Origin of the sequence: Otariodibacter oris (assembly GCF_009684715.1) — a bacterium.
Classification (GTDB): domain Bacteria; phylum Pseudomonadota; class Gammaproteobacteria; order Enterobacterales; family Pasteurellaceae; genus Otariodibacter; species Otariodibacter oris.
In genome coordinates, this window is sequence record NZ_CP016604.1 from 1,354,403 (window position 1) to 1,367,247 (window position 12,845).

Below are 12,845 nucleotides of genomic sequence, written 5' to 3' on the forward strand. Positions count from 1 at the left end.
TAGCGAAAATCTTCGCCATAAAATAAGTGATTTGCAAAATAAGTTGAATAACCTACCGCTTGTTAGGCAAACGATTGCATAAATGCGTGTAGTGTACCGAATTTCTTTAATTTCTAAAAGAATTCAATGGCTTTTATTGGAAAATTTAGGCATAAAAAAACCGAACACAATAAATTATGTTCGGTTATCTTGAAAAGCACTAAAACGTTATGCGTTTTCTGTTTCAAAACGTTCAAATCGCAATACTTTTTTCTCTACCCGACGTAATACCAAAGTCATCACACCTGTAATAAGTAGATAAATGACACCCGCCATCCCATAGATAGAAAGCGCATCATATTCTGTACCATATAATCTGCGAGCATAGCCCATAATATCCATAATGGTAATGGTTGAAGCAAGCGAAGTACCCTTAAAGACTAAAATAATCTCGTTACTATAAGAAGGTAATGCACGTTTTAATGCGTAAGGAATCAAAATTTTCAATGTTTGTAAACGATTCAACCCTAAAGCTGCACAAGTTTCCCATTGCCCTTTGGGAATTGCCTTTACTGCACCGTGAAATAGTTGAGTCGTATAAGCTGCACTATTTAATGCTAAAGCTAACATTGCACAGAACCATGCGTTAGATAATACTAACCATAGTGGACTATCGACAATCCATTGAAATTGTCCCGGACCGGCATAAATCAGAAAGAATTGTACGAGTAATGGTGTACCCGTAAATACTGTTAAGAACAGATTAATGACGGCTTTTATACCTTTATTTTCCATCGATAATAGGAAAGTAAGAACTATCGCTAGGAAAAAGGCAACACATAACGAAACGACAGTAAGCAATAAGCTAGTCGGAATCCCTTGTGCTATTGCCATAAAATAATCGTATAACATTATTCAACTCCTCTCTCAAAGCGAGTAAAGCGTAATTCTAATCTACGAATAATCACTTGGCTGACTAAGGTGATCACTAAATAAATCAATGCAGCGAAGCCATACCACGTAAATGGTTCATGAGTTGAAGTATTAACAAGTTCTGTTTGACGCATTAAATCACTCACGCCAATCAATGAAACTAGAGCGGTATCTTTTAACAACACGAGCCATTGGTTACTTAATCCAGGTAAAGCATGTCGCCAAACTTGTGGCATGATGATATTCACAAAAGTGTAAGCTCGACTTAATCCAAGTGCTGCACCCGATTCCCATTGTCCAATAGGAATAGCTTGAATCGCTCCCCTTAACGTTTGTGAAGCATAAGCTGCAAAAATAAGAGAAAGTGCAACTACACCACTACTAAAAGGACTAAATTCAATATATTCACCGACAATAAGCTCTAGTACTTCTGGGGCGCCAAAATAAATTAAGAAAACCACCAAAATTTCTGGTAAACCACGCAAGAGTGCAATAAAAACGCTTGCAGGCTTATTGATCACAGCCCATTTATTCGTTTCTAATGAAACAAAAACAATAGACAAGATAAGTCCTAAGATTAAGGAACAAACCGCCAACCCTAAGGTCATTAGGGCTGCGGTTGAAATTAAGGGAAGATAATCCAAAAACATAGATTAGTTACTCATCCATTTATCATAAATTTTTTGATATTCACCATTTTCTTTAATTGCAGCGAGACCTTTATTTAATTCAGCAACAAGCTCGGTATTTGATTTTTTCACCGCAATGCCTAAACCGTTATTGAAATAACGTTTATCTGTTACTTTTTCGCCCACAAAGCCCACTTCTGGATTTTTAGTGAACATATCTTTTAACACGTCAGTATCACCAAAAATCAGATCAATACGACCATTTTTAAGATCTAAGATTGCATCTTGTAAGCTATTGTAAGAGCTAGATGCATATTGAGTTGCCTCAGCATTCACATACTGTTGATAAGTCGTTCCATTTTGAACCCCAACCTTTTTCGCACTTGCTAAATCGATACCTTTATCTTTTACTGCAATGAAACTTGCTGAACTATCATAATATGAATCGGTAAATGCAACCTGTTTTGCACGTGCTTCTGTGATATCAATCGCAGAAATTGCGGCATCAAAACCACCTCTTCCTTTAATTAGGCTAGGAATTAACGCATCAAAGGCTTGAGCTTTAAAGCTACAATTTGCACCGATTTCATTACAAATTGCATTAGCAATATCAACGTCAAATCCCTCGATTTCACCTGTTTGAGTGGTTGATTCAAATGGAGGATAGCTTGGTTCCATTGCAAAAGTAATATCTTGAGCGTTCGCAAACGCAGCCGTAGTTAAAATAGTTGCTAGTAGTAATTTTTTCATTGTGTTTACCTCGTTAGTCTTATTAAAATTATTCAGAATGTGAAAGATAATTCGCAAAGTGTGTTGTCTTTGGTTGCTCAAAACAACTTGCATCACCTTGTTCTACAATATGTCCTTTTTCCATATAGACGACTTTAGTCGCCACTTTACGTGCTACAGAAACCTCATGGGTAACAATGACTTGAGTAATTCCTGTTTCTTGTAATTCCTTGATAATATCGACAACCTGTGCCGTAATTTCAGGATCAAGAGCGGCTGTTGGTTCATCAAATAGCAATACCTGTGGTTGCATCATCAAGGCTCTTGCAATCGCCACACGTTGCTGTTGTCCACCAGAAAGATGAAGTGGAAAACGCTCTGATAACTCAGAAAGTTGCAATCTTTCTAACAACCCTTTTGCTCTTTCGATCGCTTGTTCTTTTGTTAAGCCCAATACTTTCATCGGTGCTTCGATTAAATTCTGCATCACACTTAAATGTGGCCATAAATGGTATTGCTGAAATACCATTCCGACTTCTTTACGCAATATCCCAACTTGTTTTGAATCGGTTTTAGCGGTGAGATCAAACTTATGATTTGCAATTTCTAATATGCCTGATTGTGGTACTTCCATTAAATTGAGCGTACGAATCAATGTACTCTTACCCGCACCACTTGGTCCAAGAAGAACAACCGTATCACCTGTATCAATGGTTAAATTGATATCAAATAATGCTTGATTTGAACCATAGTAAAAATTGACATTGCTAATGTGAATAGCCATTTTTATGAGATCCTATTTACCTTTAAAATTAAACTGAATAGATATTATGATTTAATGCATAATTATGCAAGTTATTTTTTGAAAAATTTTCGCCTTTTTTATTATTGATTGAATTTATATCTGCTATAACCCCAAACAATAACCAATTAAAGCTTTAACAAATGCAGTTTGCATATTAAAATGCATAAACTATGACTAAAAATACATTTTCTATGATATTTGCTCGATTTTTCACTTTATTGATTTCATTGTTGGTAGCATTACCTGCAATGGCTGGGCTATTTGATAAAAAGCCTGAATTTTTAAGAAGTGAAGATGCTTTTCGATTTTCCTATGAGCAAATGTCGGACAAAGTTGATCTCAATTGGCAAATCGCTGATGGCTATTATCTCTACAAAAAAGAAATTCAAATTAAAAGTGAAAATAACACGTTAGGTAAGCCTGTTTTCCCACCAAGTGAATCTCACGAAGATGAATTTTTTGGGATAACGGAAATCTTCCGCAATCAATTAAAAGTTGAAGTCCCTGTCCAAAATCAATCATCAAACTCAACTATTGAAGTACGTTATCAAGGTTGTACAACTGGATTCTGCTATCCACCACAAACGGTGAATGTCAAATTATCACCACAAGCGGTCAGTTTCTTGCCAGATTCTGCAACATTACAAGCAGAACAAAATGTCTTAGCCAATAATTTAGCAACAAGCCAACTCTCTATTTTCTGGTTTTTCATATTGGGCATTGGTTTAGCCTTTACCCCTTGCGTATTACCAATGCTCCCATTGTTATCCGCCATTGTGATTGGTAATAAAAATAGACCGAATATGGTCAGAGCATTTTTGCTTAGTTTAACCTATGTGCAAGGTATGGCATTAACTTACACATTACTAGGTTTGATCGTCGCGGCAATTGGCTTACCATTCCAAGTGGCACTACAAAGCCCTCCAGTACTGATTGGCTTATCTGTCCTATTTATCATCCTAGCTAGTTCTATGTTTGGTTTATTCACCATTCAACTTCCGCATAGTTGGCAACAAAAATTAAATGAAATTAGCCAAAAACAACAAGGAGGTGCTTATCCTAGCGTATTTGTAATGGGGATGATTGCAGGATTAGTCGCTTCGCCTTGTACATCTGCACCACTCTCAGGGGCATTACTTTATGTAGCTCAAAGTGGCGATATTCTCACAGGTGGATTAGCTCTCTATTTACTAGCTTTGGGAATGGGACTTCCGCTTGTTTTAGTCACGTTATTTGGCAATCAAATTTTACCAAAATCAGGCGATTGGTTACTTAAAGTAAAAACGATATTTGGTTTTGTGATGCTAGCCCTACCCGTATTCCTACTTTCTCGCTTACTACCAAGCTACGTTGAGCCTCTAATGTGGTCTGCTCTCTCTGTCGCATTTTTAATTTGGTTAATCGATCAATTTGCAACGATTAAAATCTGGCAAAAATTAGTGCGAGTCGCTTTAATCTTGGGAATGGTTGTTGTGGCAAAACCTTGGGCAGATTTAGTTTGGAATCAATCTCCAGTTGTTGAAACAACAGAAAGCCAATTTACCCAAGTCAGTTCTTTAGCAGAATTACAACAAAAAATTGCCGAAAATCCGAATAAGAAAGTCATGTTTGATCTCTATGCCGATTGGTGTGTGGCTTGTAAAGAGTTTGAAAAATACACCTTCAGCGATCCACAAGTTAAATCTCAATTAGACAATATGCTGCTTTTACGTGTAGACATGACTAAAAATTCAGAAAAAAATGATGAGTTAATGGAACATTTTAATGTGCTAGGGCTTCCAACCATTCTGTTTTTTGATGAAAAAGGTAATGAACTCGGTAACTCACGTATAACTGGAGAGATGAAAGCTCCAGAATTTTCTAAGTGGTTGAATCAGCTTTAAAACCGATTCATCTTCTAACCTATTTCTATCGGATCAATATCCACAGTAAGTCGAATATCACTACGTTGGAATTGATCCCTTACTCTATCAAAATAAGTCAATAAATTTTGTAAGGCACTACGGTTAGGGTGTTGGACTAGCAACTGCCAGCGATAATACCCAGCTTTTTTTGCCATAGCCGAACTCATTGGTCCGACTAATTGGAAGTTTTGCCATTGATATTGAGTAATCGCACTATCTAAACAAGCGGTCAGTTGTTGGACATATTCTTCCACTTTTTGATTATCTTTACCTGTCGCTCGAAAAAGCACTTGAGAAGAATAAGGCGGTAAGCCAATGAGTTTTCGCATTTCTAGTGCTTGTTGTGCGAATTTTGCATAACCTTCATTCAGTAAACTTTTGAGTAATTCATTTTCTGGATAATGGGTTTGTAACACGACAACGCCCTGCTTTTCCGCACGTCCTGCTCGTCCTGCCACTTGAATATAAAGCTGTGCAAGTCGTTCTTCTGCCCTAAAATCCGTAGAGAATAAACTGCTATCCACATTCACAATCGCAACCAGTGTTACATTTGGGAAATGATGCCCTTTGGCTAACATTTGCGTACCAATGAGAATTTGGCTTTTGCCTGCTTGAATTTCACTTAAATGCTGTTCTAACGCCCCTTTTTTAGCGGTGCTATCACTATCTATTCGGCTAATTTTATAGGTTGGAAATTGTTCCGCTAAGACTTGTTCCAGCTGTTCTGTCCCCGTTCCCGTCGTAATTAAATTGGTTGAGCCACAATGCTCACATTGACGAGGAATAATATGTTGGGATCCACAATGATGGCAACGTAACACTCGATTTTTTTGATGATAGGTATAAGGTTTATCACAGGCTTCACATTGACACATCCAACCGCATTCGTGACACAATAATACGGGAGCAAAGCCACGGCGATTGAGGAAAAGCATCACTTGATTGCCTTTTTCTAAATGGGCTTTCATCATAGTCATCAAGCCTTCAGAAATTCCAGAATGAATCCGTTCTTTTTTAAGGTCAATCAGTCGTTGCTTAGAAAATACCGCATTGCCTGCTCGATTATCGAGTTTTAATTCAACAAACTTACCGCTTTGTACATTATGTAGGCTTTCTAGGCTAGGTGTTGCGGAGCCTAAAATAATCGGAATATCATTATTCTTCGCCCTCAGTATCGCTAAATCTCTAGCGTGATACCGCCAACCGTCTTGCTGTTTAAATGAGGAGTCGTGTTCTTCATCAATAATGATTAAGCCTAATTGATGAAATTGGGTAAAAAGGGCGGAACGCGTACCAATCACTATCGCACTTTCACCTTGCTTGGCTCTTATCCAAGCATTTAAGCGTTGGGTGTCGTTTAAGTTTGAATGAAGCACATCCATTTCTACATTAAATCGGGCTTGAAAACGTTGAATGGCTTGAGGAGTTAGCCCAATTTCAGGCACAAGCACTAACACTTGTTTGCCCTGTTTTAAGACTTCTTCAATTACCTGCAAATAGACTTCGGTTTTACCCGATCCCGTTACCCCATTCAGTAAAAAAGTAGCAAAGCCTTGCTGATATACTAATCGGCTTGTGACTAAACTTTGTTGTTTATTGAGGGTTAATCGGTTGTTTTGATTACAAATCGGCAGATCAGCTAATTTTTCTCGCCAAGATTTAGCTTGGTCTGGCACTTGCACTGGCTCAATATAACCCTTTTCAAGTAAACATTTCCAAGCAGATGGGGAACAAGCGGTCGGTTTCTCAAATAATTTTGCAAAATGCGTTAATTCTGTTAATAACTCTTTTTGTTTTTTAGCTCGGTTTAAACGCTGATCAATTAAGGCTTTTTTACCTAGTTCAGTTATCGTGAAATAAGTCACATCGCCTCTTTCAGCGGGAGAGCCTTGACGAAGTTTAATCGGTAAAGCTGTCTGCAACACTTCGCCTAAAGGAGCGTGATAATACTTAGCCGCCCAAGCTAATAATTGCCAACTATCCTCATCAAAAATAGAGTCGCTATCAAGCACTTCATCTATTGGCTTTAGTTTTTCTAAAGGAATATCACTGGATTCAGGAAATTCAACGACAATGCCTATTTTATGTTGTCGCCCAAAAGGAACAGAAACCCTCGCCCCAACCACTGCTTTCATGGTTTCTGGCAAGAGATAATCAAAATAACGAAAAAGAGGAACAGGCAACGCAATGCGAATAACAGTCATAGTCTTATGCTTTTTTCCTAAAGCTATCAAGGGTTAAGAGCAAAATAGCAACGCTTAAACAAGCCATTAAAATATAAGATTGCGAATCTAATACCTCACCAATCGCAAAGGAGATAATCAGCATGACTAATGGCTCAACATAGCCCATCAATCCTAGTACATTGACGGGTAAAATATTACTTGAGGCAACAAAGCAAATAAAGCCAAAGCCATTCACAACACCAAATAAAATAAGATAGTAGTATAAATATTCATTTTGACTGATGATCATCGGCATATCTAATTGCAACACGTAGTACAACGCCCAAGGTAAACAAATAATTAATTCGACCACAAAGGTGGCTAATGTATTGATATTGAAATAACGACGAATCACAATATAGCTAGAATAACCAAACGCTACCAAAAAGGTCGCCCAAGAGATTTCACTATTTAGGAAAATACTAGCCCCGACACCGACACAAGCAAAAGCTAAAGCAAGCCATTTGAATGGCGAAAAATACTCCTTAAATACGATCTTACCCATTGCTGCCGTAACAATAGGCAATAATAAATAGCCAATAGAAACTTGTATTGCTTGTCCGTTATTGGGTGCCCACAAAAAGAGCCATAATTGAGCACCTAAATTACATGCTAATAAAACTACAAAGCCTATCAACCAAGGCTTTTCTTTGATTCTTCTTGCTAAATCTTTAAAGGCTGCTTGCTGATTAAATAAAAAAATGGCTAAGAGCAACATGGGAATTAAGACTAAAATTCGAAAGCCAAACATCCCCATATCAGGTAAAGGTTGAAGCAAAATGGCAAAATAAAATCCCATACCAAATAAGACATTTGCGCCTAATGACAATAAAACTCCTTTTAGCATCTATTCCACCTTTATTCGTTGTTTTCTACGTAACAATAATACACCATCTAATCCTAAGAAAAAGATAGCAATTGCAAGACAAATCATCAGCATATAAGCACTAGGTTGCAATGTTTCGCCAATAATAAATGAAACCAGTAATAAGCCCAATGGCTCTACATAGCCCAATAATCCGAGTAAATTAAATGGCACTAAAGCACTCGCCATTGTATAAGCTAGCAATGCGGTTCCACTGATTAATCCTAATAAAAATAGGTAAATATAAATATTATCATTGTTAGATTTCACCGCGACTAAATCAACTTGGCTGATGAAATAAATAGCGACTACACACAATAAAGTTACTTCTAGCACAAAACTGTGAATATGGCTGATATCAAATCGTTTTCGTAACATAAAGTAAGCAGGATACCCCACCATAACCAAACTACTAACCCAAGATAATTTTCCCGACAAGAATATATTGCTGAGTACGCCTACTAAGGCAAAACCAATGGCTAACCATTTGTTTAAGGAAAGATATTCCTTATAGATAAATTTACCTACTGCAACCATAATAATCGGCATCAACAAATAACCAATGGAAACATCTATCGCTCGTCCATTATTCGGCGCCCATAAAAAAAGCCACATTTGTACACCAACCAAACTAGCAGAAAGGAATAAAACCAAAATCAAATGCGGTTCGTTTTTTAATCTATGTAGGAAAGCGGTAAACTCTTTTTGTTGTTTAAATCCAACGATAGCCCCCCATAAAAAAGGGAGCATGACTACCATTCTAAATCCAAAGATATCTTCGCCTGTCAGTGGTTTTAAAAAAGTGGCGAGGTAATATAGTGCGCCGAATAAAACCGAGGCAAATACTGAAAAAAAGATACCTTTATACATTTTAAAATCGATCTCGATACAAAATAAGAAAATAATACAATAAAGAAAGGCGTATAAATATACGCCTTTGCACAATACTCATTAGGTTAGCTTTGGCGATATTTCTTTAAGAATTTTTCTAAACGGCCTATCGCTTCTTCTAATTGATACACATAAGGCAAAGTAACCACACGGAAATGATCAGGCTTATGCCAATTAAAGCCAGAGCCTTGCACCAATAGCACTCGCTCTTGCTGTAATAAATCTAAAATAAACTGTTGATCATCTTTGATCCCATACATTTCCGTATCAATTTTAGGGAACATATACATTGCCCCTTTTGGTTTAACACAGCTAATACCCGGAATTTGAGTAAGCAATTCATAAGCTTTATTACGTTGCTCTAATAAACGACCACCCGGCAAAATCAATTCATTGATACTTTGATATCCACCTAATGCCGTTTGAATCGCATGTTGCATTGGTGTGTTAGCACACAAACGCATTGACGCAAGCATTTCTAGCCCTTCAATAAAACCTTTCGCTTGGTGCTTAGGTCCATTTAACACCATCCAACCTTGACGGAAACCTGCTACACGATAAGTCTTAGACAAGCCATTATAAGTTACGGTTAATAAATCGGGCGCTAACGTTGCGATGTGATGATGAACCGCACCATCATAAAGGATCTTTTCATAAATCTCGTCAGCAAAAATAATTAAATTATGCTGACGTGCTAATTCTGCAATTTCTAATAGCACTGCTCGGCTATATACCGCACCTGTTGGATTATTTGGATTGATAACCAAAATTGCTTTAGTATTTGGCGTAATCTTAGCTTTGATATCCTCAATATCAGGGAACCATTCATTTTCTTCATCACAAACGTAATGTACCGCCTTACCACCTGCTAAAGTTGCAGCTGCTGTCCATAATGGATAATCAGGCATAGGAATTAAAATTTCATCGCCATCATTTAATAACGCCTGCATTGACATAGTAATAAGCTCAGATACTCCATTACCAATGAACACGTCATTAACATCAATCTCAAGCAAACCTTTTAATTGATAGTATTGAACAATTGCCTTACGAGCAGAATAAAGCCCTTTAGAATCACAATACCCTTGTGCAGTCGGTAAATTTCTAATGACATCAACTAAGATTTCAGCAGGGGCATCAAATCCAAAAGGAGCAGGATTCCCTATATTCAATTTAAGAATTTTATGCCCTTCTTCCTCAAGTCTTAGTGCTTCCTTGTGTATTGGACCACGAATATCATAACGTACATTCTCCAGCTTCTCTGTTTTTGCAAAACGTTCCATTTATACTTCCTAATAGATTAATTATAATATGATGAAAAATATCCCACTCTACTCTGATTTTTTAAGAAAAAAAAGAGGAAATGAGCTAGAATAGCACTCTTTTTTATCAATTGTGTTGGATTTACCGCGAAGTTTACTTATGTCTATTTTCACAGAACTAAAACAAAAATTATATACAGCATTAACAAAAATCAGCACAGCTCAAGGAATAATTCAACTGACAGCAGAAATGCCGTTACTTGCTAAAGATACAGATTTACTTGGTTGGTTAAAAGGAAATATTACCTATCCTCATTTTTTCTGGAAAAATCGTTCGGCAGAACTGACTCTCGCCTCGATAGGAAAGGTACGCCAATTTTACACGCTTGAATCAGCCCAACAATTTAGCCAACAAACAGGCTACGATTTACTGGGTGGGATTAAATTTGAATGCGAGTGCCAATTTATTTTGCCTCGTATCGTAATGACAAAAACGAAAACAAAACTCACCGCTTACTTATATATTGATACTGCTAATCTCACAGAAGAAAAACGACAAAGTAAAGCAGTACTGGATAGCTTAGATACGATTCAACAACTTTCTGCCCCTCATTATCAGATTATTGAGCATGAGAGTGTGACTGATTTCCCAACATGGAAAAGTAATATAGAAAAAGCAATCCAAGCGATTCGAGAAAATCAATTTAGCAAGGTGGTATTAGCAAATGCCTCAACGCTTACCTTTAATCAATCACTTTCAGCCTATGATTTACTTGTTGTAAGCCAACAAAAAAACCTCGGTTGCTATCATTTCCTTTGGTCTGAAAAGCCTGAAAGTGCTTTTATTGGTTCAAGTCCTGAAAAGCTTTATCAACGTGATGAGCAACTATTTTATACCGAAGCATTGGCAGGCACAGTCGCAGTAACGAGTGATCCACAACAAACAGAAAGAAATGGATTGTGGTTGTTGAGTGATCAAAAAAATGTCCATGAAAATCAATTAGTAGTCGATAATATTTATCACCATATCAAAGACAGTATTGAAGAAATTCAAATTAGTGAGGCTGAAATCAAACGCCTACACAACGTACAGCATTTACGCCGTAATATTCAAGCCACCTTGAAAAAAGGCGTATCTGATGCCGATTGCCTTATGCGAATTCATCCAACCGCAGCGGTTGCAGGTCTGCCTCGCCTACTTGCAAAACAGTTTATTGCAGATAATGAGGGCTTTAAACGCAATTGGTATGCAGGAACATTAGGTTATTTTAACCCTACTCATGCAGAATTTTGCGTTGCTCTCCGCTCCGCACAAATCGAAAAAAATCAAATTATGTTATACGCAGGGGCGGGCATTGTTGAAGGTTCTGATCCAGAATCAGAATGGCAAGAAATCGAACGAAAATCACTTGCTATGGCAAGCTTATTTGTAAAATAAATCATTCAAACGACTTAATTAGATAAATACAAGCGGTAAGTTTCCTCCAACTTTTTGCAAAATTTGAGTGAAATCCAACCGCTTTATATAAGTCAAATGAATATACATAAAATAGTCTAAAAATTAATAACCCCAATAAATACCTGATCGCCCCCATCCATGATGGTAACCGATTGAAGGGTAAACTCTCGGATAATTGTTATATACATTAATTTTGACAACTTTGTCACTATGATTCAAATCACTCTCATCATAATTTTGATCACTGACAGTATTTCCTGAAGCAACACGTTGTTGATATTCCTGAACTGTTTTCATATCCATAGGAACAGTACTTTGTTGCTTTGGTAGCGAACAACCAACAATAATAAAAGATGAAATAATCGGTAATAAACATTTCTTCATTCTTTACTCCTTATTTAGCAAAAAGGCACCACTAAGGGTGCCTTTTCTCTATTCTTTAAAAAAATTAAAGAGCAGATTTTGCTTTTTCAACTAAAGCTGCAAATGCAACTTGGTCAAATACTGCGATATCAGCAAGGATCTTACGATCGATTTCAACAGAAGCTTTTTTCAAGCCGTTGATGAATTTGCTGTATGATAAACCGTTTTGACGAGCCGCAGCGTTGATACGAGCAATCCATAATTGACGGAATTGACGTTTACGTTGACGACGGTCACGGTAAGCATATTGTGCAGCTTTAACTACTGCTTGGAAAGCAACGCGATACACGCGTGAACGTGCACCATAATAACCTTTAGCAGCCTTAAGAACTTTCTTATGGCGTGCTCTTGCAATAACACCACGTTTTACACGAGCCATTATTTATCTCCTATTTGTCTAATTTAACTAAAATTTACTAATCGTACGCTCGTGCTTATGCGTATGGCAAGCACGCTACTACTAAAACTTGGTCTGCTTTTGCAACCATTGATTTATGACGTAGATGACGTTTACGTTTAGTGGTTTTCTTAGTCAAAATATGACGTAAGTGAGATTGTTTACGTTTGAAACCGCCAGAAGCTGTTTTTTTGAAACGCTTCGCAGCACCACGTACTGTTTTAATTTTAGGCATTGTTAAAATAACTCCGCATTGTTTAAGTTAATCACTAATAATAAGGCGAAAACAAGCGGTAAGTTCCACTAAAAACTTAGCAAACCTTACCGTCATTCTACTTAGATGC

At 37.2% G+C, this 12,845-nt stretch carries 13 protein-coding genes; 2 read left to right on the forward strand and 11 right to left on the reverse strand.

The features are described 5' to 3' along the window. Positions 1 to 207: 207 nt before the first annotated feature. Genes artM through artP form a run of 4 tightly spaced genes read right to left on the reverse strand, consistent with a single transcriptional unit; the run spans position 208 to position 3,054 of the window. Positions 208 to 891, reverse strand: a complete 684-nt coding sequence (gene artM, locus A6A10_RS06295; RefSeq protein WP_121120879.1) for an arginine ABC transporter permease ArtM — start codon at positions 889 to 891, stop codon at positions 208 to 210. Further along, positions 891 to 1,562, reverse strand: coding sequence for an arginine ABC transporter permease ArtQ (artQ, locus tag A6A10_RS06300; RefSeq protein ID WP_121120877.1), 672 nt, complete (start codon positions 1,560 to 1,562; stop codon positions 891 to 893). The genes artM and artQ overlap by 1 nt, the downstream gene beginning before the upstream one ends. 3 nt (positions 1,563 to 1,565) lie before the next feature. Then, positions 1,566 to 2,291: a transporter substrate-binding domain-containing protein gene (locus A6A10_RS06305; RefSeq protein ID WP_121120875.1), complete on the reverse strand. Its 726-nt coding sequence runs from the start codon at positions 2,289 to 2,291 to the stop codon at positions 1,566 to 1,568. A 28-nt stretch (positions 2,292 to 2,319) separates the two neighbouring features. Further along, positions 2,320 to 3,054: an arginine ABC transporter ATP-binding protein ArtP gene (gene artP, locus A6A10_RS06310; RefSeq protein ID WP_121120872.1), complete on the reverse strand. Its 735-nt coding sequence runs from the start codon at positions 3,052 to 3,054 to the stop codon at positions 2,320 to 2,322. Between the two features lie 215 nt (positions 3,055 to 3,269). Between artP and A6A10_RS06315 the strand changes: the two genes are divergently transcribed. Further along, positions 3,270 to 4,958, forward strand: coding sequence for a protein-disulfide reductase DsbD (locus A6A10_RS06315; protein WP_170143754.1), 1,689 nt, complete (start codon positions 3,270 to 3,272; stop codon positions 4,956 to 4,958). A gap of 14 nt (positions 4,959 to 4,972) precedes the next feature. On the opposite strand, the gene priA is transcribed toward A6A10_RS06315, so the two are convergent. The 4 genes from priA to A6A10_RS06335 form a co-directional block, all read right to left on the reverse strand. After that, positions 4,973 to 7,183 carry a primosomal protein N' gene (gene priA / locus A6A10_RS06320; RefSeq protein ID WP_121120870.1) on the reverse strand — a complete coding sequence of 737 codons (2,211 nt, stop codon included), beginning with the start codon at positions 7,181 to 7,183 and terminating at the stop codon, positions 4,973 to 4,975. A 4-nt stretch (positions 7,184 to 7,187) separates the two neighbouring features. Further along, a complete protein-coding gene (gene rarD / locus A6A10_RS06325; protein ID WP_121120867.1) occupies positions 7,188 to 8,051 on the reverse strand; it encodes an EamA family transporter RarD in 864 nt (287 codons plus the stop codon). Beyond that, positions 8,052 to 8,939 (reverse strand): EamA family transporter RarD, encoded by an 888-nt coding sequence (rarD, locus tag A6A10_RS06330; protein WP_121120865.1) that lies wholly within the window; start codon positions 8,937 to 8,939, stop codon positions 8,052 to 8,054. An 86-nt stretch (positions 8,940 to 9,025) separates the two neighbouring features. After that, positions 9,026 to 10,243 (reverse strand): pyridoxal phosphate-dependent aminotransferase, encoded by a 1,218-nt coding sequence (locus tag A6A10_RS06335; RefSeq protein ID WP_121120863.1) that lies wholly within the window; start codon positions 10,241 to 10,243, stop codon positions 9,026 to 9,028. 139 nt (positions 10,244 to 10,382) lie between these two features. Between A6A10_RS06335 and A6A10_RS06340 the strand changes: the two genes are divergently transcribed. Then, positions 10,383 to 11,660: an isochorismate synthase gene (locus A6A10_RS06340; RefSeq protein WP_121122240.1), complete on the forward strand. Its 1,278-nt coding sequence runs from the start codon at positions 10,383 to 10,385 to the stop codon at positions 11,658 to 11,660. A gap of 123 nt (positions 11,661 to 11,783) precedes the next feature. Here A6A10_RS06340 and A6A10_RS06345 read toward each other — a convergent pair whose 3' ends face one another. The 3 genes from A6A10_RS06345 to rpmI all read right to left on the reverse strand — a co-directional run bounded on the left by A6A10_RS06345 (position 11,784) and on the right by rpmI (position 12,736). After that, on the reverse strand, positions 11,784 to 12,065 hold the full coding sequence (locus A6A10_RS06345) for a hypothetical protein (protein WP_121120861.1): 282 nt from the start codon (positions 12,063 to 12,065) through the stop codon (positions 11,784 to 11,786). Between the two features lie 64 nt (positions 12,066 to 12,129). Beyond that, positions 12,130 to 12,483 carry a 50S ribosomal protein L20 gene (gene rplT, locus A6A10_RS06350; protein ID WP_121120859.1) on the reverse strand — a complete coding sequence of 118 codons (354 nt, stop codon included), beginning with the start codon at positions 12,481 to 12,483 and terminating at the stop codon, positions 12,130 to 12,132. Positions 12,484 to 12,538: 55 nt separating this feature from the next. Next, positions 12,539 to 12,736 (reverse strand): 50S ribosomal protein L35, encoded by a 198-nt coding sequence (gene rpmI, locus A6A10_RS06355; protein ID WP_005596065.1) that lies wholly within the window; start codon positions 12,734 to 12,736, stop codon positions 12,539 to 12,541. Positions 12,737 to 12,845: the final 109 nt, after the last annotated feature.

Coding starts and splice junctions, on each gene's coding strand:
- artM (WP_121120879.1), bottom strand. CDS start 891: ATGTTATACGATTATTTTATGGCAATAGCACAAGGGATTCCGACTAGC.
- artQ (WP_121120877.1), bottom strand. CDS start 1,562: ATGTTTTTGGATTATCTTCCCTTAATTTCAACCGCAGCCCTAATGACC.
- A6A10_RS06305 (WP_121120875.1), bottom strand. CDS start 2,291: ATGAAAAAATTACTACTAGCAACTATTTTAACTACGGCTGCGTTTGCG.
- artP (WP_121120872.1), bottom strand. CDS start 3,054: ATGGCTATTCACATTAGCAATGTCAATTTTTACTATGGTTCAAATCAA.
- priA (WP_121120870.1), bottom strand. CDS start 7,183: ATGACTGTTATTCGCATTGCGTTGCCTGTTCCTCTTTTTCGTTATTTT.
- rarD (WP_121120867.1), bottom strand. CDS start 8,051: ATGCTAAAAGGAGTTTTATTGTCATTAGGCGCAAATGTCTTATTTGGT.
- rarD (WP_121120865.1), bottom strand. CDS start 8,939: ATGTATAAAGGTATCTTTTTTTCAGTATTTGCCTCGGTTTTATTCGGC.
- A6A10_RS06335 (WP_121120863.1), bottom strand. CDS start 10,243: ATGGAACGTTTTGCAAAAACAGAGAAGCTGGAGAATGTACGTTATGAT.
- A6A10_RS06340 (WP_121122240.1), top strand. CDS start 10,383: ATGTCTATTTTCACAGAACTAAAACAAAAATTATATACAGCATTAACA.
- A6A10_RS06345 (WP_121120861.1), bottom strand. CDS start 12,065: ATGAAGAAATGTTTATTACCGATTATTTCATCTTTTATTATTGTTGGT.
- rplT (WP_121120859.1), bottom strand. CDS start 12,483: ATGGCTCGTGTAAAACGTGGTGTTATTGCAAGAGCACGCCATAAGAAA.
- rpmI (WP_005596065.1), bottom strand. CDS start 12,736: ATGCCTAAAATTAAAACAGTACGTGGTGCTGCGAAGCGTTTCAAAAAA.